This window comes from Synechocystis sp. PCC 7509 (assembly GCF_000332075.2).
In the GTDB taxonomy this organism is placed as follows: domain Bacteria; phylum Cyanobacteriota; class Cyanobacteriia; order Cyanobacteriales; family Chroococcidiopsidaceae; genus Aliterella.
In genome coordinates this window covers 4,020,805-4,042,600 of record NZ_ALVU02000001.1, presented here as the reverse complement: position 1 = coordinate 4,042,600, position 21,796 = coordinate 4,020,805, and the positions used below count along the sequence as shown (strand labels likewise).

Below are 21,796 nucleotides of genomic sequence, written 5' to 3'. Positions count from 1 at the left end.
TTTTTTTATATGCAAGCTGCTGTCAACTCGTCCCTAGTCTGCAATTCTCCCCGTGTTACTATCATTGGTGCGGGTAAAGTTGGCAGCACTTTAGCCCAAAAAATTGCGGAGAAAAATTTAGCCGATGTTGTGCTGTTAGATGTAGTCGAGGGAATGCCCCAAGGGTTAGCACTAGACCTATTGGAAGCAAAAGGTATTTCCCTACACAACCGCCAAATTAGCGGCACAACAAACTACACAGATACCATTGACTCGGATATAGTCGTAATTACGGCGGGACTTGCGCGTAAACCCGGCATGAGCCGCGATCAATTGATGCAGACTAACGCCAAAATAGTAGTAGAGGCCGCAACTAAGGCGATCGCTCATTCTCCCAATGCAGTTTTGATCGTTGTTACCAATCCCTTAGATGTCATGACCTACCTCGCATGGCAAGCAACAAAGTTGCCACGCGATCGCATTATGGGGATGGCGGGAGTATTAGATTCTGCCAGGTTTCAGGCTTTTATTGCGCTGGAATTGGGGGTAGCGGTGATGGACGTACAAACAATGGTTTTGGGCAGTCATGGCGACTTAATGGTGCCTTTAGCGCGTTACTCTACCGTTGCGGGTGTACCAATTACCGAATTAATGGCTGAGGCGACTATTGAGCGCTTAATAACTAGAACTCGTAACGGCGGCGCAGAGATTGTCGAATTAATGCACACAGGAAGCGCTTATTTTGCTCCGGCGGCTTCTACGTGTTTGATGGTGGAATCAATACTACTCAATCAGTCGCGTTTATTGCCTGTAGCGGCTTACTTACAGGGTGAGTATGGATTGCAAGATATTTTTATCGGTGTTCCCTGTAGTTTAGGCTGCGGTGGGATTGCTAAAATTTGGGAACTCAAGCTTACAGATAACGAATTAGCGGCGCTGCATACTTGCGCTGAATTATTGCGGCAAAATATCGAGCGGGCGATCGCAATTTTACAACAATCCTAACTCTTGATGGATTGACATCCTCCTCGATCTAAAGATACGAGGATTCCTCACCACGCCACGACCTTACTTAAAGCAAGGGGATGGTCGCCCAATGGGGTTGACGTTTCAACAAGAACAGCGAGTAACCTCGCCTTACACTCTCTCCACGTCCGTTTTAAGTCTCGAAATGTCCTTCCGCGACTATTAAACAACAAACAACAAACGCGCGAAGTTTTACTTTTTCCTCTGGGATGGATTTATGTTGACTACCATTGCCCGTTGGTTTTTCTCTACGCCTGCTCTCACCGTAGCTGTTTCAACGTGTCTTGAGCCTAGAGGGAGCTTTTTATCACTATGTATATTATAGCACATTGGAGAATATAAAGCCGTTTTAGAAGGACGGGGCTTGTATCCCATTTTTCCGGTCACAACATAGCGATCGCGAAAAAAATAGATAAATTGCTAAAATCTGTCCTTTCGAGCCGTGTTATTGCTATTTTTAGCTAGGGCGATCGCTCAAAAAGTAATAGTTCAGAGCAAAAAAGTAACCTTATTATGGCTTTAGAATACCCGGAAGACCTGAAATATTTAGACTCCCACGAGTACGTGCGCTTTGATGGCGATATTGCTACTCTCGGCATTAGTGCTTTTGCTGTAGACCAATTAGGCGATATTGTCTTTTTAGAATTGCCCGATGTGGGAGAACTTGTCACCAAAGGCGAAACCTTTGGTTCGGTAGAATCAGTAAAAGCTGTGGAAGACTTATACCCTGCCGTTAGCGGTACGGTAATCGAACGCAACGAGGCTGTAATTGAAGCCCCTGAACAAGTAGCAGAAGATCCCTATGGTGAAGGCTGGCTGCTCAAATTGCGCGTTGACGACGTTAGCGAAGCTGATGATGCTTTAACGGCTTTGGAATATCGATCTTTAGTAGAAGGTCACTAACTTTAAACTAGGGGCTAGAAAAGTATAAAGCTTTACTAAAAATTATTAATAATCTAGTCCCTATTTGCAAAAAAATGTTGCAGAATATGTATAAAGTTAAGTCTGGAGAGCCGTTTAGTGGTAGTTAGTTCTCGTACTCAAGCAATAGACGAACAGCAAATAATCAAGACTTCGCCCGAATTTGTGCAACGGCATATTGGCTCGAACACAGCACAAATCCAACAAATGCTAGAAGTATTAGGACTAGCAAGCTTAGAGGACTTGATAGATAAAACTGTTCCGCAGTCCATCAGGCAAAATAAACCGCTAAATTTACCCGTAGCTTTAAGCGAACAAGCCGCTTTAGCCAAATTGAAGGCAATTGCCGTCAAAAACGAGGTATTCCGCTCTTATATAGGCATGGGCTACCACAACTGTATTACACCGCCGGTCATTCAAAGAAATATTTTAGAAAATCCTGGCTGGTACACAGCTTATACTCCTTATCAACCAGAAATTGCTCAAGGACGATTAGAAGCGCTGCTTAATTTTCAAACAGTAATTATCGACTTGACGGGGTTAGAAATTGCCAATGCTTCCTTGTTAGACGAAGCAACGGCGGCGGCGGAAGCGATGACCATGAGCTATGGAATTAGCAAAAATAAATCCAAAACATTTTTTGTTAGCGATAGTTGCCATCCCCAAACTATTGAAGTTATCCAAACTCGTGCCGAGCCTTTAGGAATTGAGGTAATTGTTGGCAACCATGAGAATTTTAGTTTTGAGCAGCAAGTTTTTGGCGTGTTGCTCCAGTATCCAGCCACCGATGGGACAATTTATGATTACCGCGCCTTTGGAGAAAAAGCCCACGCTCAAGGGGCTTTAGTAACGGTAGCTGCGGATATATTAAGTTTGACTTTGCTCGTGCCTCCCGGAGAATTCGGCGCAGATATAGCTGTAGGTAGCACTCAGCGCTTTGGTATTCCCCTTGGTTACGGCGGCCCTCATGCGGCATATTTTGCCACCAAAGAGGAGTATAAGCGGCAAGTACCGGGGCGAATTGTCGGAGTTTCTAAAGACGTACAAGGCAAAACAGCCCTGCGTTTAGCCTTGCAAACAAGGGAACAACATATTCGCCGCGACAAAGCTACTAGCAACATTTGTACAGCCCAAGTTTTGCTAGCAGTAATGGCGGGAATGTATGCGGTTTATCATGGCGCAGAGGGACTAAAAACCATCGCTGAAGATATCCACTTTTTGACCGCAGTTTTAGCTACAGGCTTGCAGAAGCTAGGTTATAAGCTAGGTAGTACAGAGTTTTTTGACACAGTTAAGGTAGATTTGGGCGCATCAAGCAATGCAGACATCCTGCGAGCAGCCGAAAACCGAAAAATTAATCTTCGGGACTTAAATGCCACATCTATAGGAATTTCTTTAGATGAAACTACTAGCTTACAAGATGTTGAAGAACTGTTAGAGATTTTTGCTGGGGATAATTTGCCATTTACTATTGAGAAGTTGGCAAGTCAAGTTAAAATAACTCCACCCACTTTAAAGCGTACTAGCAGTTACCTAGTTCATCCAGTATTTAATAGCTACAAAAGTGAAACCGAGCTTTTACGTTACTTGTACCGCTTGCAATCTAAGGATTTATCGCTAACGACATCGATGATTCCTTTGGGTTCTTGTACGATGAAGTTAAACGCAACGGCGGAAATGATGCCCGTAACATGGGCAGAGTTTGGTAACATTCACCCCTTTGCACCCTTAAGTCAAACAAAAGGCTATCAAGAATTATTTGTTCAACTGGAAGACTGGCTTGGAGAAATCACGGGTTTTGCGGGAATCTCGCTGCAACCAAACGCCGGATCTCAAGGAGAATATACAGGCTTACTGGTAATTCGTCAGTACCACGAAAAACGCGGCGAAGGACATCGAAATGTTTGCTTAATTCCAACTTCCGCCCACGGGACAAACCCGGCTAGTGCGGTCATGTGCGGCATGAAAGTAGTACCCGTTGCTTGTGACGAGCAAGGAAATGTAGACTTAGCCGACTTGCAAGCCAAAGCCCAAAAGCATAGCAAAGAACTTGCGGCGCTGATGGTTACTTATCCTTCAACTCATGGCGTTTTTGAGGAAGAAATTAAGGATATCTGCGCTATAGTTCACAGTCACGGCGGACAAGTGTACATGGATGGGGCAAATATGAACGCCCAAGTCGGTTTATGTCGTCCGGGAGACATTGGCGCAGATGTTTGTCACTTGAACTTGCACAAAACTTTTTGTATCCCTCACGGTGGCGGCGGGCCGGGAATGGGTCCAATTGGAGTCATGGCTCATTTAGTGCCATTTTTACCCAAACATTCTGTAGTCTCCATGGGGAGCAAACAAGGGATTGGGGCTGTAGCGGCAGCGCCTTGGGGTAGTGCCAGCATTTTGACTATTTCGTGGATGTACATCGCCATGATGGGCGCAGAGGGGTTAACCCAAGCAACTAAAGTCGCAATTCTTAATGCTAACTATATCGCTCATCAACTCCAAGCTCATTATCCCGTCTTGTATAAAGGCAAAGCTGGACTTGTAGCCCATGAGTGCATTTTGGACTTGCGGAGTTTGAAAAAAAGCGCCAGTATCGAAGTAGATGATATTGCTAAACGCTTAATGGATTACGGCTTTCATGCGCCGACAGTTTCTTGGCCCGTAGGTGGAACAATTATGGTTGAGCCAACAGAAAGCGAATCGAAGGCAGAATTGGATCGTTTTTGCACAGCAATGACTTTAATTCGTCAAGAAATTAGGGAAATTGAACTAGGCAATGCAGATATGCAAGATAATGTTTTGAAAAATGCCCCTCACACCGCAGAGGTATTAATGGCTGACGAATGGCAACATTCTTATAGCCGCAAGAGCGCCGCTTATCCCGCACCTTGGACGCGAGAATCTAAGTTTTGGACGGCGGTTAGTCGGATAGATAATGCCTTTGGCGATCGCAATTTTGTTTGTTCTTGCTTACCTATGGAAGCATATTTAGACAGCTAACATATTTTGGTTGAAATAGATTTTACCCGCCTTTAGGAAAAGGCGGGTACTTCACGCTCGGTACTGGATGCGATAAATTCGTCCGTTGGCTTCTTCTGTAACCAATAAACTACCATCGGGTAATACAAGTATCCCCACTGGTCGCCCCCAAGTAGTAGGTTCAGTGGAATCGAGCAAGAATCCGGTTAAAAAGTCTTCATAATAACCTTGAGGTCGTCCGTTATTGAAGGGAATAAATACAACTTTGTAACCTGTAGGGCGATCGCGATTCCAAGAACCGCGAAAGGCGGCAAAAGCTCCATTACGGTATTTTTGGGGAAACGTAGTGCGATCGTAAAACTGCATCCCCAAAGCGGCGGAATGAGCCTGAAATAGTACATCTGGGGTCTTGGTACTACGGGCTAAATCTGGACGCTTGCTTTTACCATTAACTACTTGCCGAGGATCGAGATTGTCGGGAGCTAGGTAAGCGTAAGGCCAGCCGTAAAATTGCCCTGGTTGCAAGCGTGTAAAGTAATCTGGCACTAAATCATCGCCAATTTCATCTCGTTCGTTGACAGTAGTGTAAAGCTCTCCTGTCTGAGGATGAAAATCTAAACCGATGGGATTGCGCAAACCAGAAGCGAAAGTTTGACGACTTGAACCGTCTAAGTTCATTACTTGTACCGAAGCACGGGGTAAAGACTCCTCCTCTACATTGGACTTAGAACCTACAGAAACGTACAACTTTTTGCCATCGGGGGAAGCTACTACATTGCGCGTCCAGTGTTGGTTGTAGCCGCCACCGGGAAGGTCAGTAATTTTTTGCCCATTGCCGCTAAGAAGTTGTTGTCCTTGCTTGTAAGGAAAGCGCAATACAGCGTCGGTATTGCCCAAAAAGAAAGAACCAGCAGCAAAAGTCATCCCAAAGGGAATATTTACCCCATTTTGAGCAGTGGCAAAAGTTTTATTGGTATCTGCAACGCCATCGCTATTCGTATCGCTTAATAGCCGAATCCGGTTTTGTCTTGTTTCCGTAACTAATACTTCACCACTAGGCGTTAAAGCCAGCCAACGGGGACGATCGAGGTTTTCGGCAAATACATTAACCGTAAAGCCTTGGGGAACGCGCAGAGTGGGATTTTGGGGAATGGGGATAACTTCAGCAGAGTTGGAGGCGCTATTGCTGGCAAAGGGTTTAGGTAAAGTTGCAACGTTTATACGGATAGGCTCCGGTGATAATGATTGAGTTGGGATAGTATTTTTAGGCTGGCTAGGACTTGCAGCTATTTGGGTTGGTGCGGGTTCTTCCACCGCACCCGTAGAATTACAAGCGATCGCGGTGGGGATTAGGAGTAACAGCAGTAAACTTAGTTTCATATTGGTAAGTTAAATTAAGCTATCTCTACGTTAATAAATAGCTAGTAAAAGTTGCATTCTATTTAGAAGCCATTATATAGAGAGCTAGTTTAAACAGTTCTCCCAGCTAAACGCGCGATCGCTACGGCTAATTCTACCGAGTCGATGGGCTTGGGAACGTGCAACTGGAAGCCCGCTAGTAAAGCTCTGGTGCGATCTTCGGCTCTAGCATAAGCTGTCAAAGCTAACGCTGGAACATTGCCTCCCTGCTCCGGCGATCGCGCCCTAACTTGCTCAATTAGCGTATAACCATCAACTTCTGGCATTCCGATGTCGCTTACCAATACATCCGGCTGAAATTGCGTAACTTGTGTCAAGGCTTCTTTTGCTGTAGCTACGGTTTTTACCTTTGCTCCGTACTCTTGCAATACCGTACTAATTAATTCTCGTGCGTCTGATTCGTCATCTACCACCAATACTCGCAGATCCTCTAGAGAAGGTAAACAAATAATTGCTGGTTCTGAGGCTACTACTAACATTTTTGGCGGCGCTTCTTTTACCAGACTCATGACGGAATTTATCGGCAAAGTAACAATAAAAGTCGATCCTTTTCCCATCCCTTCACTTTCGGCTTTTACTGTCCCGCCATGAAGCTCAACCAAATGACGGACAATTGCTAAACCTAGCCCCAAACCCCCATAAGTTCTTGTCGTTGTGCCATCTTCTTGACGAAAACGCTCAAATACATAAGGTAAAAACTCAGAACTAATACCTTGTCCGCTATCTTTGATGCTAATTTGCACGCGAGAACTATGCACTTCTAAGCGGACTTCAACGCGTCCATCTTTGGGGGTGAATTTGACCGCATTAGATAACAGATTCCATAAAACTTGTTGCAAGCGGTTGGGATCTGCAAGCACCAGATTAATTCCCGGTGTTACATAAAATTCTAGGCGAATGTTTTTTGCTTCGGCGGCACTTTTAACCGTCTCAATGGCAGATTCCACGACTGGTTGTAGTGCTATGTAAGCAAAATCTAAGCGGATTTTTCCGGTAATAATTCGCGATACATCTAAAATATCTTCAATTAATTGCTGCAAAGACTTGGTATTGCGGTCTATAGTTTCTAAAGCCTTAGCCGTCGTCGCTGTATCAAACTTACGAGTTCGCAATAGTTGAATCCAGCCTACCATTGCATTTAAAGGCGTGCGTAGTTCGTGGGAAAGGGTAGCTAAAAACTCATCTTTCATCCGATTTGCGGCTTCGGCTGTAGTACGGGCAGATTTTTCGCTTTCTAAGAGTCGTTCGCGTTCGATTTCGGCGGCTTTGCGAGTTGTAATGTCATGAGCCGTTGCATACATCAACCCTTCTTCAACTACTGGAACTGTTGCCCAAGAGAGCCAACGATAAGAACCATCTTTACATTGGTAACGATTCTCAAAATAAACTGTAGACCTACCTTGAGCCAGCTTGTTTACTTCGTTGATTGTAATATTTATGTCTTCAGGATGAATAAAATCAAAAAATGGTTTGTTGAGAATTTCTTGTAAGGTATAACCAAGGATTTTTTCAAAGGCTGGATTGATGCGTTTTAAATAACCATCAAACCCCGCGATACAGAGCAGATCAAGAGATAGGGTAAAAAAGCGATCGCGTTCAATTTCGGCACGTTTACGATCGCTAATATCTAAAGTAATTCCTACTAGCCCGGCAACTTTTGCTTGGGGGTCAAAGTAAGGAGTTTTGTAAGTTATTACCCACATTGTTTTGCCATCAGCACCCGTTACAGCTTCTTCTATGCTGCGTTTGGGTAAACCCAAATCCATGACTTGGCGATCGTCATTATAAAATGCCGTTGCTTGGTCTTGGGGAAAGAGATCGTTATCAGTTTTACCAATAATTTCTGCAATTGGTTTATTAATAACTTCCGCACCCTGGCGGTTGATAGCAATGTATTTTGCTTGCAAGTCTTTGTAATAAACTATGGCGGGAATAGAATTTAATAAAACTTCCTGTTCGACAGCTTTTTGTTTTAGGGCTTCTTGGAGTAATTTGCGATCGCTTATTTCTTTAACTATGCCAATTAGCCTACCTGGTTTGCCGTCTTTATTGCGATAAACGCTACCTGTTGCCCAAACCCAATGAATGCTTTTGTCATCCCAAACTACTCTACATTCAAATTCCCAATCGATATTTGTGGCTAAAGTGCGTTGAAATTGGCGATCAACATACTCTCGATCTTCGGGATGGATGCGACTTAAAAATATTTCGTAGCTCCAATCGGGGAGCAAAGTATCATGCCCAAATACGCGATCGTGTTGCAGACTGCGCCGAGCGGTTTTTGTAGCTAGGTCTAAATCCCAATCCCCTAATTGTGCTGCATCTAAGGCAAATCTCAACCGCGTGCTGCTTTCTCTTAATTCTTCAGAGGATTTTTCGGCGGCGTTACGGGCAATAACTAGGCTTCGCGTTACTCCAAATAAAATCAGGGCGATCGCCACTCCCACAAATCCAATATAGGGTACAAGCCTATTTTCGGAGCTTGAATCAAATTCTGGACGGGAATTATAAACAATGCTCCAAGTTTGCCCAGCAATATCAATAGTTGATACTTGACGCAAAGATGGCTGGTAATTTGGGTTATTTGCCGTAGCTTTAGAAATATGTAGCAAATGTTCCGGGCTGATGTTTTTGCCTTCGTAGATTTTAAAGTCAATATCTGCCAGCTTTTCATCCCCAAAAACCCCTTGAATTAAATCGTCGGCGCGAAACGGACTATAAACAAAACCAATTAAGTCTTTTTGTCTTTGGGCGATATTATTGGGGATTTTGCCATTGCGGTAAACGGGAATATATAGCAAAAAACCCGCCTGCTTTTGCTTATCAATTTCCTGTAGTAGGGTGACTTTTCCTGAAGCGGCGGGTTCGCCAGTATCGCGGGCGCGGCTCATAGCATCGCGGCGCACTTTTTCGGAGAACATATCGTAGCCAATCGCCGCCCTGTTGCGTCTATCTAAGGGTTCTAAATAAATAATTGCGTGGTACTCGTTACGGGGAAAATCGGGACGAATTTTAAAGTTTTCAATTCCTTGCTGCTGCAAAGCCTGTACTAAGGCGGCTTTTTGTCCTGGCTGCACTCTTACCGAAAAGCCAATTCCTTGCACTCCTGGGTAACGCTCTTTTAATCTTAATCGGTTAACAAAAGCTGCAAATTCAGCGCGGCTAAGGCGATCGCTTGCTGCAAATAAACCACTACTAGCACGTGACAAAGTTATGTAAGTTTCAAAACGAGTTTTAATATCCTCTTGAGTGCGTTCGGCGGAATACTCAAAGCGTAATTTGTCTTTAGCTTTAGCCGTTGTTGTTACATAAGTAGCCGTTGCACCCGTAAATAGCAGGGCGATCGCCAAAACAAAGTATGGAATCCACCCCCGGCGACTTTGAAAGCTTTTTAAAAATAAATCTGGTTTCATCAAAATTGGCGATGAGGATAAAGTGAAATTAATCTAAAAACTATTTATGGTGCAATCAATCGAGGCAACAATAAACTATTGTTGATCTAAAAAATCTGCTCTGAGTAGATTATTACCTGTAAATCTATCAAAAGTATTACGTAATATTACTTATGCTGTATAAATAACAACACTTTATTTATACCAATAGTCTAGATCCAAAAAAATATTTGTCTTTAGACTGAATTTTCCAGAAAATAATCTAGCTAGTTTGATCAGCAGGAATAATTGTAGTAGTGAAGATAAGAAAGTGATATTTTAGGAACAAACATTTTGTTTAATTAAATTCTCAGTGTCCGCCGAGAGGCTTCTTTTGTGCGCAATCAAAGTTAGCCATACTGATATTATTAATGCTTAAAGTGTTGTAGCTTTGGAAAATGCGTTAGTAGGCATTAAGACTGAAAAAATATTAGCTAATAGGGCGGGTTGTTGAAAACCGTTGCACAAGCTACTAACCAATCCTCTTACTACGGTACAATCTAATCGCCTTTAGCATGACAACAATTTTATTGTTTGTGATGCAAAGTTATCTTCTTCAAGCTTGGTGCAATGGTAGGGTATTTAGTTTTTTTGACCATATCAACAGCGATTTTTGCCATATTTAGCCTAGGTCTAAATTTGCAGTGGGGTTTTACGGGATTAATTAATTTTGGTCATGTAGCCTTTATGACTGTAGGCGCTTACACTACTGTTTTACTAAGTTTGTATGGCGTACCGCTAATTGTAGCGGCTTTAATCGGTAGTTTGGTAGCGGCATTATTGGGTTTATTAATTGGGCTATCAACGTTACGGTTGCGGGAAGATTATTTGGCGATCGTTACTATTGGCGTATCGGAGTTAGTTAGATTATTTGTCAACAATCAACAATTGCCTACCCCTAACGGTTTAGTGGATGGAGTGCAAGGGCTGCAAAGCTATCCGCTACCCTTAACTAATATTGTCCCCAATCCCTTGTTTAAGTTGGCAATGATGGGGTTATTAACAGTAGTGTTTGGCTTATGTTTGTGGCAATTGTGGGGCTGGATGAAAGGACAGCAAAACCCGAAAAGTCCTCGCTTTTCCTTTGCGGGGCGCATTATTTTAGGTATTGTAGCTGTAGCATTTGTTATGACAATTTACCTTACAGGGCTAACCGCACTTTCTGATTACAGCAGGTATGAGAAATCTGGGCTAATGGTGGCGGTGTTAGTAGTGCTAACAATGGTATTTTGGCTCTTAGAATTATTGGTGCGAAGTCCCTGGGGACGAGTGCTTAAGTCTATCCGCGAAGATGAGCAAGTTCCCAAAGCCCTCGGTAAAAATGTCTTTTGGTACAAGTTACAGGCGTTTATGCTGGGCGGTGCGATCGCTGGAATTGCTGGAGCTTTCTTTGCATGGCAATTAACTACTATCTATCCTAACAGTTTTGAGCCGCAAACTACCTTCAATGCTTGGATTATAGTGATTTTGGGGGGAGCGAGTAATAATGCTGGTACGTTACTCGGTGCGATCGTTTTCTTTGCTTACGAAGAACTAACTAGAAATGTTTTACCCCAAATTATTCCTATAGATGAAGCGCGTTTAGCAGCATTTCGGATTATGGTAATTGGTTTTTTATTAATGGTAATGATGATTTGGCGACCTCAAGGCATTTTAGGTAAAAAGGAGGAACTAACCCTTGGTAAATAACGAGTTAAATTCTACTTTGGAAAAATTGCCCCCTTTACTTACAGCTACAGGTATTGCTAAAAGCTTTGGCGGGATTAAAGCCGTAAATAACGCAGAGATAGAAGTAAAAAAAGGCAGCATTACCGGATTAATTGGCCCAAATGGCGCGGGGAAAACTACCCTTTTCAACTTACTTTCTAATTTTATTCGTCCCGATCGCGGTACAGTAATTTTTGATGGCGAACAAATTCAACAATTGCAACCTTATCAAATCGCTCAACAAGGTATGGTGCGAACGTTTCAAGTTGCTCGTACTCTTTCCCGATTGTCGGTAATGGAAAATATGCTTTTAGGGGCGCAAAAGCAGACAGGAGAAAACTTTTGGCTTGTTTGGCTGCAACGCAAACTTGTAGTCACTGAAGAAAGACAATTGCGAGATCGAGCGATCGCATTACTAGAATGTGTGGGACTAGCACACATGGCAAACGAGTACGCCGGAGCGCTATCTGGGGGACAGCGCAAGCTCTTGGAGATGGCGCGGGCGTTAATGACTAATCCTAAGCTGATCCTATTAGACGAACCCGCCGCCGGGGTAAATCCAACGCTAATCAATCAAATCTGCGATCGCATTAAGTTATGGAATTCCGAAGGCATGACATTTTTGATTATCGAACACAACATGGATGTAATTATGTCTTTGTGCGATCGCGTTTGGGTACTAGCGGAAGGTCAAAACCTAGCAGTGGGAACACCCGCAGAGATTCAAACCAATTCCCAAGTATTAGAAGCCTATTTAGGTCAATAAGATCGCTCCAGTGGAGATAAAACGTCTCCACTTACCCAGTAAAATCGACTACCATAGAATTTATGTCCCTTTCGTCCCAGATTTTAAATGGGTAGGAGGAAATGAATGATTGGCACAATTTCTTTAACCACGTTGACGATAATTTAGCAGATAGCACTTACCGCATTTTCGAGGAGCAATCTAAAACCGAGATTTTTGATTGGTTTAGTCGATAAGATGTAGCAAAAGAGCAAAAAGAAGACTTTATTCAGGCTTTAGTAGACTTTAAAGACGATTGCGGCGACTTTTACAGTTATCGCGCCTACTTCCTAGCCGCCGAAGCAATTAACCATTTTAAAGATTGTTCCTTGGGAGATGCGATCGCATCTCAAATCCTTAAATGGAGCTATTCTTTTTTCCGTCAAGATAAACAAGATTGGCAAATAGTCCCGCAGCCATTGGCTAAAGCTGCTAGAGCCACCCTAGAAAAGACAGATAAAGCCAGAGTAGTTTCTGCTTTCGTACATCTAGTTCATACGACACAAAACCGAAATATTCGCCGCCTAGTCGCCGAAAAACTAGGAAAACTAGATCCAGGAAATAAAAGTGCGATCGCAGCATTAGTTTTACTACTTCAAGTTCCCCAGAATGACCGCACTCTTTGGAACACAGTATGTAGCTTAATGCAGATTGATCCAGACAATCCGGCAATAATTTCTAATTTAGTTAAGTTAACTCAGGCAAATACAGATAAGTGGTCAAATAGAGATCGCTGCTGGCATACGATTAAGTTTGCGATTGATGCTTTAGGAAAAGTTGGTTTAGGCAACCAAATAGCAATTAATGCTCTAGTTCATTTATTACAGACAAAAACCAATAACATGATCTGTAATCGTGCAAGTACGAGTTTAAGCGAGATCGCTACAGGAAACAAAGTAGCTATTGATGCTCTTATCAAACTAATGCAAACAACAGCATCTAAAGACACCTGTTGGGAAGCAATCATATGTTTAGGAAAAATCGCTACAGGAAACCGAACTGCAATTGCTGCTTTTACTGAGTTTTTGCAGACAAACCAAGGCGATCGCATTTGTATCCATGTAGCTAAAGCTTTGTGGCAAATTGATAAAGGAAATGTAAAGGCGATCGCTATTTTGGTTCAAATGGTTGCTATTGACAAGCTTTATTGGAGTCTTGCTGCTAGTTATTTAAGGGAAATCACTCCAAAAAATACGGATGTAATTTCTGCTCTTACTGAAAGAATAGCAACAGCCGATGAATCTGTTCGTTGTGATGCTGCGGCTAGTTTGTTGAAATTCGAGCCTGATAATGAAGTAGCGATCACCACTCTATTGAGGATACCTCAAAGTAGCAATTATATAGGCTACCGTCAGCAAGCCGCAGACAGTTTACTAACTATAGATCCTCATAATCAAGTTGCCCTAGATACTCTGTTTTCGCTGATCGAATATTTAGGTCAATCTCCACCAGATCCAGAGTATGTAAGTTATATTGCTTGGGAATCGACTCGAAGTTTGCAAAAAATAGATCCTAGTAACCAACTGGCAATTGCTGCATTAATAAATCTGCTCAACACGGCTCAAAAGGATTCTAATCTCTATGTAGCTGTTGGATGTTTAGGAGACTTTGCGGCGGGAAATAAAGATGCGATCGCAGCTTTAACTAAACTAATCTGTTTCACTGAAGATAATTACCTCTTACTTAAAGTGGCTCATAGTTTAGGCAAAATCGATCCAGGCAATCAAAAAGCTTTCTCTACCTTGATTGAGTTCATCCAAAGTTTTAATGAATGGGATGAAACAGAGTTTTATAGTGCGGAGGATGAGCGATCGCGTATTGATTCTCAGCTATTAGATGCAGCCGATAAGTTACAGAAAATTTTGCCAGTTAACCAAATGTCGCAAGTAGTTGTCGCTTTAAAAGATTATCTTGTTAAATCCAATCGGGATAGTTCTTATCGCTACGAGGCTTGTTATAGTTTAATTTGGCATTGCGCCCAAAATATGACTTATCCAGATTTCTATGAGGCTTGGCATAAATTGCCGTAGTTGAAAATCTGTGCAGGCGGGTTTTGTATATCTAAACCCGCTTGTTTGCTTTGGTAATGCGATCGCGCAATTTCTTTAACTCTTTCTTATTCAACTGTTTTTTAACAATCTTTTTTACTTCATCACTAGCTAAGGATTCCTGGCGTTTCTGAACGCTCATCAAGTACCATTGCTCGTCTATTTCCTCAAAATAGCGATCGCTATCTAGTTTAATTTTAGTAATAGGTTCAGATTTCGGTATTCTTCGCCAACGGGGAGCAGCTTTAAGAATGCCACTATCAGGACACACATACAAACTTCTGATAGGATACTCGTGTTCTAACGAATAAGGTTCACCATCAATATACTTAACGTGCTTTTCTACTTCCATATCCAAATGCTGATACACATGAATATTGGTAGTAGAATTTGGTTTGACTACGGCTCTAATTTCCGAATAAACGTCATCCCAAAAACGCCCTACTTGTTTTTTGAGATAACGGCGTAGGGGTGCGAGATAATCGTTAAAATACTTCGATGGATTTCGATCTTGCCAATGGGGTAGATACTTTATCCCTTGATACTCTGGATCGTCTTCTAGTTTTTGCTTAATACGATTTTTACGTTTATAAGTTCTAGTAGAACCCCTATCTACTAGCAGATGGCGCATATCTTGACGCATATATTTGAAGTCACTTTTATACTACAAACATAATACATAAAGTTATAGATGTCTACTCATTCATGTACAAACTAGAAACGTTCCGCCGGAACGTCTTTAAATTGTCCTGTACAGCAACGCGATTTCATGCTGATTTCATAAAGGTAGTTTGCAAGTACAAAGCCAATTAGGTAAAGGTCGCACTTTTACAGTACGTCTACCTCTAGCAACCAATATCTTTCACAAGGATGATAGTATAGGCGATCGCACGTTGCAAAATTAGCTGTAATGCTTCTATTGGCGACTATGACGACTATAGACAAAATTTTCAATGACTATCAAGAACCTGTAGCAGTTTTTACAGCTTTATTACCAGAAATAGGCGAAATTTTACAATGCGATCGCATTTTTCTGTACTTGCGTAATCCCCAAACCAAATTTGGTAAAGTTGTCAACTGTTGGCGGCGCAGTCTAGAAATTCCCGATGTCGATGACTACCAGTGGAAACAAGAACCCGAATCTTTACCCCAAGAAGATCCCTTATTTGCTGCTGCACTGTGTAATAAGCCTTCTATTTTTGTAGAAGACGTTGAAACCGCGAGTATTGATGTAGTTGATCGAGACTTTGAGCAAAAAACCTTCGGACACCGGGCATTAGTTCACGCTCATTTGTGCCAAGATGGTCAACTGTGGGGAATTTTGCAACCTTGTGTGTTTGATAAACCGAGAAATTGGACAAAGAGCGATCGCGTGCTTATTAGTCAAGTTGAAAATAAACTTACGCCTTTAGCTATCAAATACATCACAAATATAGCAATTCTATTTGATTTATAAACATTTTCTATAGGGGCGCAATGCATTGCGCCCTACAACATTCGCCGCTTTTCTCTCCAACAAAGCAATCAGTATGATTAAATACATAATTTAAGCTAGTAACAATCGTATATTTTGTAAGACATTCAGCGTTAAACGAGCGAATTTTTAAAAAAATTTAGCTCTAATTAACGTTGAAACAAAATTAGGTGTGAGAGTCCGTGACGAAAATTTTAGGTAACTTATGGCTGTGGACAGCTATATTAATAAGTGTTTTGTCTAGTGATATTGTCTTAGCTGAAGAATACTCAATAGAAGAAGAAATAAGTAACGACAACGAAGCTTTAGCACAAGTAACTTCTGTCTCTCAGTTATCGGACGTACAGCCTACAGATTGGGCATTTCAAGCACTACAATCATTGGTAGAGCGTTACGGTTGCATAGCAGGCTATCCCGATGGCACCTACGGGGGAAACAGCGCCATGACAAGATTTGAGTTTGCGGCGGGTTTAAATGCTTGTTTAGACAGAATTAACGAACTAATTGCCACGTCAACTACTAACCTAGTTACCAAAGAAGACTTAGCTAGTTTGCAGCGATTGCAACAAGAGTTTACCACTGAACTTACTGCTTTGCGGGGTCGAGTTGATGCGCTAGAAGTGCAAGTAGCAGAATTAGAATCTAATCAATTTTCCACTACTACTAAAATTAACGGTGAAGTAATTACTTATGTTGGCGATGCTTTTGGCGATAATGCTGGATCAATTAACAGCACAACTCTTGGTTATCGCCTGCGCCTAGACTTTAATACTAGCTTTACGGGTGAAGATCGTTTGCGGACTCGGTTTCAATCTACCAACTTAAGATTATTTGACACTGGCGCAACCTTTGGCGGAAGTCCTGAAGTAGCAATCGGCGGCGTTTCTAACGAAACTCGTTTTACACCCAGCAGCGTCACCCAAAGCGGCGAAATTAGACTTAGCCAGCTAGAATATCGCTTTCCTATTGGTGAAAAGCTCAAAATTTATCTAGAAGCTAATACCATCGATCCTTCCTACGTCACCGATACAGTTAGCCCGTTTATCGATACAGCTACAGGCGGACTTTCTAACTTTGGTCAAGTAAACCCGGTATATTTTCCTTTAGGCAATCAAGCAGGGATTGCGGCTAACTACAGCCTAACTAAAACCCTAAGCTTAGACGCGGGCTATTTTGGCGAAGACTCTTCTACAGGCGCACCCAACAACCCCGGCGATGACTCTGGTTTGTTTAATGGTGGCTACAGTGCTTTTGGTCAATTGGTATATAGCGGAAGTCGCTTAAAACTTAGTTTTTTATACATCAATTCTTATTCGCCGCGCAATGGCGTTGATACTCTAGCTGGAAGTAATGCAGCTAAAATTATTGGATCTGGCCCAGTAATTGGGAATGGCTACGGCATTCAAACTAATTATCGCATTAGTAGCGGCTTTGAATTAGGTGGATGGGCAGGTTATACCGCCGCGCGAAGTCTCGGTACGAAAGGCGATGCTAGTATTTTTAACTATGCTGTGACTTTATCTTTCCCCGATTTAGGTAAAAAAGGCAACTTAGGCGGTATTGTTGTCGGGATGCAGCCAAGGCTTACAGATACTAGCAACGATGCACTTGCCAGCGCTATTGGTTTACCAACTGAAAACGGTGTCCAAAGTAGAAGCGATCGCAATAGTGGTTTGCATATTGAAGCTTTCTACAAATACCAATTAAATGACAATATTTCTATTACCCCCGGTTTCTTTTGGCTCACCGCACCTAACCATGACTCCCGCAACCCAGATGTAGTTATTGGTGTAATTAGAACCTCTTTTGTTTTTTAAAATTATGATGATTAAAATTAGATTAAATACCTCTTAAGATAGTAGCTAAAAATTACAAAGTTATTTTTGATTAACTTACTAGAGACGGTGGGTAAAAATTGCTAACAATCAAAGGAAAAAACATAATAGTGGCAATTACACTCTTTGCCGTAGTTGCTCTGAGTATCATTAGTGGAAATAGTCTGATAGAAAGAGCGATCGCACAATCCGGCAAAGAAAAAGTAGTAATGGTTACGTCTGCTGACTATCCACCTTATGAATTTCGAGATACGGCTTCCGGTAAAAATGAAATTATTGGCTTTGATGTAGATATTGCCAAATATATTACAAAAGAGCTTGGCTTAGAATTATCAATTACAGACACAGATTTTAATGGCATAATTCCAGCTTTGCAATCAAAACGCGCTGACTTTGCAATGGCAGGAATGACACCAACAGCAGAGCGCAAAAAAAACGTTGACTTTAGCGATCTTTACTACGACGCAAAAAATACAATTGTTAGTTTAAAAGGTAGCAACTTAAAAACACCAGCAGATTTGAGCGGAAAAGAAGTAGGCGTACAACTAGGTTCAACTCAAGAAACCGCCGCCAAAGAATTTAAAAATGTTAAGCTCAAATCCTTAAATAAAACTTCCGAAATTATCCAAGAAGTTAAAGCAAAGCGGATAGAAGCGGCAATTATTGAAGATACGATCGCTAAAGGATTTATTGCTAATAATCCAGACTTAGAATTTACTACTATTCCCAACGCTGGCGAAGCTGGAAGTGCGATCGCCTTTCCCAAAGGATCGGCGCGAGTGGCTGATTTTAACAGGGTTTTGGCGCAAATGAAACAAAGCGGCGAAATCGAGAACTTAATCAAAAAATGGTTTGAAAATAATGGTAAACCCGTCGCCGCACCAACAGAAACTCCTACCAATTCAAGCTTTGGTTTTAGCAAAATAGCTCCTAGTATTCCTTACATTATTGAAGGGATTGGTACAACATTATTATTCACCCTAACATCAGCATTTTTTGGCTTTATTTGGGGCGTGGTACTGTCTTTATTCAAAATCTCGACTCTCAAGCCTTTACAGTGGTTTGCAAACGCTTACACATCGATTTTTAGAGGCACACCGCTACTATTGCAAATTGCCTTAGTTTATTACGCAACGCCACAAATAACGGGTTACAATATCCCGCCTTTATTAGCAGGAGTAGTTACTTTTACTCTCAATTCTGGGGCGTATATTTCCGAAACAATTAGAGCGGGAATATTGGCGGTAGATAAAGGACAAGGAGAGGCGGCTTTGTCTTTGGGTATTCCCTACAAACCAATGATGCAAGACATCATTTTGCCCCAAGGATTGAAAAACATTTTGCCAGCCTTGGTAAACGAAAGTATAGCCTTATTAAAAGATTCGGCTTTAGTTTCAACAATTGGTGTAGCCGATTTGCTGCGCCGCGCTCAAATTGTGGGAGCAGAAAAATATATTTATTTTGAACCTCTCTTATTTGCTGGCGTTGTATATTACTTATTAGTTATGGGCTTAACCTGGGGGGGCTATGCACTCGAACGAAGACTTCAACGGAGTAGTTAGCGATCGCAAATTTAATCGCAATTCTAAGTTAGCAGTTAAAGTAGAAGACTTATACAAAGCTTTTGGCACTCTCAAAGTTTTGCAAGGAATTACTACAGAAATTCATGCAGGGGAAGTTGTCGCAATTATTGGCCCTTCGGGATCGGGAAAATCAACTTTTTTGCGCTGTATGAATCTCCTGGAAGTGCCAACTTCTGGAAAGATTTATATAAATGATGTTGATTTAACGGCGAAGAAAACCGACATCATGAAAATTCGCCAAAATGTCGGTATGGTGTTTCAACATTTTCATTTATTCCCGCACATGACTGTACTCAAAAACGTCATGTACGCACCCTTGAATGTTAAACATCTTTCCCCCGATCAAGCGCGGCGTGAAGGCATGGCATTACTGGAAAAGGTTGGTTTAAGCGAAAAAGCCGATGTTTACCCCTCCAAGCTCTCAGGAGGTCAAAAACAGCGTGTAGCGATCGCCCGATCTTTGGCAATGAAGCCAGAAGTAATGCTATTTGACGAGCCAACTTCCGCTCTCGATCCAGAAATGGTAAAAGAAGTATTGCAAGTAATGAAAGACTTAACTCAAACGGGGATTACAATGGCGATTGTAACTCACGAAATGGGCTTTGCAAGAGAAGTAAGCGATCGCATATTATTCCTAGATCAAGGTAGACTAGCAGAAGATGCTACCCCTCAAGAGTTCTTCAATAACCCACAGTGCGATCGGGCTAAACAGTTTCTTGAAAAAATGTTGTGATTAATTACTTGTACTGCCATCCGGCATCGTCGCACCTGTTAAATTAGCATTTGTTAGGGTAGCACTGCTCAATTCTGCCCTAGCTAAATTCGCATTACTTAAGTTAGCATTAGTAAAATTTGTTCTTGCTACAAAAGCATCAATTAAGTAAGCATCGCTCAAATCGGCATAACTCAAATTTGCTCTACTTAAATCGATTCTATTTAAACTAGCTTTACTTAAATTTGCACCCGTCAAATTAGCCCGATTTAACTTACCATCAGGAATTGCTGCCCCACTAAGATTAACATCAGTCAAATCTGTATCGATCATCGATGCTCTTTCACATCGAGCATTACTTAAGTTTGCACCAGTAAGTATTGCTCCGTCTAAATTGGCATCATTGAGCAAAGCATAACTTAAATCGGTATTACTCAAGTCAGCACAGCTAAGATCGGCTCCGCGTAAATTAACTTCATTAAAATTGGCATAACGCAAATCCGCCCGCGACAAATTTGCCCCAGCTAAGTTTGCACCGCGTACATCGGCTTTAAAAAGTGTCGCACCGCATAAATTAGCAATATAGTTATTTTTTTCTTGGCGGAGATTTGCCCCCCGCAAGCATACTCCTGTCAAATTAGCCCCGCTCAAATTAACATTACGCAAATCTGTATCGAGCATATTTGCATCTAACAAGTTTGCCAAACTCATGTCAGCACTCCGCAAATCAGCACCTTGTAAAATAGCCCCATGCAAGTCAGCATCATGCAACGCCGCCGCCCGTAAGTCAGCTTGAGTGAGATTTGCGCCACATAACTTTGCCCCAATTAAATTAGCTTTATATAGTTGCGCCCGGTTGAGGTAAGCAAAAGTTAAGTTTGCACCGTGTAAGTCGGCGTGAATGAGAATAATACTAATTAAATCGGCAGCAAATAAATTAGCACCTCTCAAATTAGCCCCACTAAAATCTATCTCTCCAACCGCGTAGCGCTCCAGAAGTTCTTCAACATTCATATTTTCGCACCTCACAACCTACCTAGTATTCCCAAATTTTCAGAGAATAAAGTAAAAGGTTAAAATTTTCTTTGTTATGCGCCTAAAGCGGCAAAACTCGCACTTAGATAAAAACCGCCGGATAAAAAGGTTTTAAAGACTGGCTAATAACTCTTGCTACTTTAAGATTTTCATCAATTTCTTGCATAATACTCGCCGTAATTTCTAGCTTACTAACAAGCTCAGTAAACGTTGGATAGCTATCTACTAAGTTTTGGAGTAACTCGTCAAGTTGTTGCGTTTTCAGACTTGCCCAATCTTGGCTGCTAAAATTAAATCTTTCGTATAGTGCCGAAAATAACAATATTTTTGCCCTTAACGGGTTGATATTCGCACTAATTTCTGCTCTAATTTTGTAGGGATCGTAAGGTTTAATAACTTCTGACTGGTTAGACATTTCTTGAGGTGTTAAATCCTCATGAAACTTAGATAAACAAGCTTGAGTTTTATCTTCCTCAATAAAATAGATTTTCTCTAATTGTTCGACAAGTATATCGGCTAACAAGGAATACTGTTTAGGTTTGGTAGTTGTTTTAGCCATACCGTAAATATACTTATTTAAGCTGACAAAAATTGGCTTTTTGTTAATTAATTCTTGTAGCAATTTTTCCCAATCAGCATTATCTATTTTTGTTTGATCGTTTTCCCAAACTTGATTGCAAATATAAAATAATAGCTTTTTTAATTTTAGAGAATTTTGGTGTTGTTCTAAGTTTTGAATAATTTGAGGTAACAAAGATAAGTTTTTCATATTAAAGCATCATTTATTACCTCAATTGTATTAGCGGTCGATTGCCATTAGGTATAGAAAGTGTAAAGATTTTGGGGTTGAAGATGTAGAGATA

The 21,796-nt window shown here is 41.6% G+C and carries 15 protein-coding genes; 10 read left to right on the top strand and 5 right to left on the bottom strand.

What is annotated here, in order from left to right:
• Positions 1-9 precede the first annotated feature (9 nt).
• The 3 genes from mdh (at position 10) to gcvP (ending at position 4,926) form a co-directional block, all read left to right on the top strand.
• Positions 10-984, top strand: a complete 975-nt coding sequence (gene mdh, locus SYN7509_RS0220165) for a malate dehydrogenase (protein WP_009631452.1) — start codon at positions 10-12, stop codon at positions 982-984.
• 534 nt (positions 985-1,518) lie between these two features.
• The gene (gene gcvH, locus SYN7509_RS0220160; RefSeq protein ID WP_009631451.1) at positions 1,519-1,908 is read left to right on the top strand and encodes a glycine cleavage system protein GcvH; all 390 of its coding nucleotides are present in this window, start codon (positions 1,519-1,521) and stop codon (positions 1,906-1,908) included.
• Positions 1,909-1,998: 90 nt separating this feature from the next.
• Positions 1,999-4,926 (top strand): aminomethyl-transferring glycine dehydrogenase, encoded by a 2,928-nt coding sequence (gene gcvP, locus SYN7509_RS0220155; RefSeq protein WP_202807363.1) that lies wholly within the window; start codon positions 1,999-2,001, stop codon positions 4,924-4,926.
• 51 nt (positions 4,927-4,977) lie between these two features.
• Here gcvP and SYN7509_RS0220150 read toward each other — a convergent pair whose 3' ends face one another.
• Complete coding sequence (locus SYN7509_RS0220150) at positions 4,978-6,285, bottom strand: PQQ-dependent sugar dehydrogenase (protein WP_009631449.1); 1,308 nt, start codon at positions 6,283-6,285, stop codon at positions 4,978-4,980.
• Between the two features lie 89 nt (positions 6,286-6,374).
• Positions 6,375-9,737 carry a CHASE domain-containing protein gene (locus SYN7509_RS26495; RefSeq protein WP_009631448.1) on the bottom strand — a complete coding sequence of 1,121 codons (3,363 nt, stop codon included), beginning with the start codon at positions 9,735-9,737 and terminating at the stop codon, positions 6,375-6,377.
• Positions 9,738-10,346: 609 nt separating this feature from the next.
• Between SYN7509_RS26495 and SYN7509_RS0220140 the strand changes: the two genes are divergently transcribed.
• From SYN7509_RS0220140 to SYN7509_RS0220125, 3 genes are all read left to right on the top strand, one after another.
• Positions 10,347-11,444 (top strand): branched-chain amino acid ABC transporter permease, encoded by a 1,098-nt coding sequence (locus SYN7509_RS0220140; protein WP_432205682.1) that lies wholly within the window; start codon positions 10,347-10,349, stop codon positions 11,442-11,444.
• Entirely contained in the window at positions 11,434-12,228 is a 795-nt protein-coding gene (locus SYN7509_RS0220135; protein WP_009631446.1) for an ABC transporter ATP-binding protein, read from the top strand. Before SYN7509_RS0220140 ends, SYN7509_RS0220135 begins: the two co-directional genes overlap by 11 nt.
• Before the next feature lie 347 nt (positions 12,229-12,575).
• Positions 12,576-14,276, top strand: coding sequence for a HEAT repeat domain-containing protein (locus SYN7509_RS0220125; RefSeq protein ID WP_009631444.1), 1,701 nt, complete (start codon positions 12,576-12,578; stop codon positions 14,274-14,276).
• Between the two features lie 31 nt (positions 14,277-14,307).
• Here SYN7509_RS0220125 and SYN7509_RS0220120 read toward each other — a convergent pair whose 3' ends face one another.
• Positions 14,308-14,937, bottom strand: coding sequence for a hypothetical protein (locus SYN7509_RS0220120; protein ID WP_009631443.1), 630 nt, complete (start codon positions 14,935-14,937; stop codon positions 14,308-14,310).
• A 285-nt stretch (positions 14,938-15,222) separates the two neighbouring features.
• Here SYN7509_RS0220120 and SYN7509_RS0220115 point away from each other — a divergent pair, with 285 nt between their 5' ends.
• The 4 genes from SYN7509_RS0220115 to SYN7509_RS0220100 all read left to right on the top strand — a co-directional run bounded on the left by SYN7509_RS0220115 (position 15,223) and on the right by SYN7509_RS0220100 (position 19,919).
• The gene (locus tag SYN7509_RS0220115; RefSeq protein WP_009631442.1) at positions 15,223-15,750 is read left to right on the top strand and encodes a GAF domain-containing protein; all 528 of its coding nucleotides are present in this window, start codon (positions 15,223-15,225) and stop codon (positions 15,748-15,750) included.
• A 200-nt stretch (positions 15,751-15,950) separates the two neighbouring features.
• Positions 15,951-17,585 carry an iron uptake porin gene (locus tag SYN7509_RS0220110; protein WP_009631441.1) on the top strand — a complete coding sequence of 545 codons (1,635 nt, stop codon included), beginning with the start codon at positions 15,951-15,953 and terminating at the stop codon, positions 17,583-17,585.
• Between the two features lie 128 nt (positions 17,586-17,713).
• Positions 17,714-19,165: an ABC transporter substrate-binding protein/permease gene (locus SYN7509_RS0220105; protein ID WP_009631440.1), complete on the top strand. Its 1,452-nt coding sequence runs from the start codon at positions 17,714-17,716 to the stop codon at positions 19,163-19,165.
• Positions 19,131-19,919 (top strand): amino acid ABC transporter ATP-binding protein, encoded by a 789-nt coding sequence (locus SYN7509_RS0220100; protein ID WP_009631439.1) that lies wholly within the window; start codon positions 19,131-19,133, stop codon positions 19,917-19,919. Before SYN7509_RS0220105 ends, SYN7509_RS0220100 begins: the two co-directional genes overlap by 35 nt.
• Here the strand turns inward: SYN7509_RS0220100 and SYN7509_RS0220095 are convergent, their stop codons facing one another.
• Together SYN7509_RS0220095 and SYN7509_RS0220090 are read right to left on the bottom strand one after the other, a co-directional pair.
• A complete protein-coding gene (locus SYN7509_RS0220095) occupies positions 19,920-20,912 on the bottom strand; it encodes a pentapeptide repeat-containing protein (RefSeq protein WP_009631438.1) in 993 nt (330 codons plus the stop codon).
• A gap of 103 nt (positions 20,913-21,015) precedes the next feature.
• The gene (locus SYN7509_RS0220090; protein ID WP_009631437.1) at positions 21,016-21,702 is read right to left on the bottom strand and encodes a hypothetical protein; all 687 of its coding nucleotides are present in this window, start codon (positions 21,700-21,702) and stop codon (positions 21,016-21,018) included.
• Positions 21,703-21,796: the final 94 nt, after the last annotated feature.

Coding starts and splice junctions, on each gene's coding strand:
- SYN7509_RS0220100 (WP_009631439.1), top strand. CDS start 19,131: ATGCACTCGAACGAAGACTTCAACGGAGTAGTTAGCGATCGCAAATTT.
- SYN7509_RS0220090 (WP_009631437.1), bottom strand. CDS start 21,702: ATGAAAAACTTATCTTTGTTACCTCAAATTATTCAAAACTTAGAACAA.
- SYN7509_RS0220120 (WP_009631443.1), bottom strand. CDS start 14,937: ATGCGTCAAGATATGCGCCATCTGCTAGTAGATAGGGGTTCTACTAGA.
- SYN7509_RS0220150 (WP_009631449.1), bottom strand. CDS start 6,285: ATGAAACTAAGTTTACTGCTGTTACTCCTAATCCCCACCGCGATCGCT.
- mdh (WP_009631452.1), top strand. CDS start 10: ATGCAAGCTGCTGTCAACTCGTCCCTAGTCTGCAATTCTCCCCGTGTT.
- gcvH (WP_009631451.1), top strand. CDS start 1,519: ATGGCTTTAGAATACCCGGAAGACCTGAAATATTTAGACTCCCACGAG.
- SYN7509_RS0220095 (WP_009631438.1), bottom strand. CDS start 20,912: ATGAATGTTGAAGAACTTCTGGAGCGCTACGCGGTTGGAGAGATAGAT.
- SYN7509_RS0220115 (WP_009631442.1), top strand. CDS start 15,223: ATGACGACTATAGACAAAATTTTCAATGACTATCAAGAACCTGTAGCA.
- SYN7509_RS26495 (WP_009631448.1), bottom strand. CDS start 9,737: ATGAAACCAGATTTATTTTTAAAAAGCTTTCAAAGTCGCCGGGGGTGG.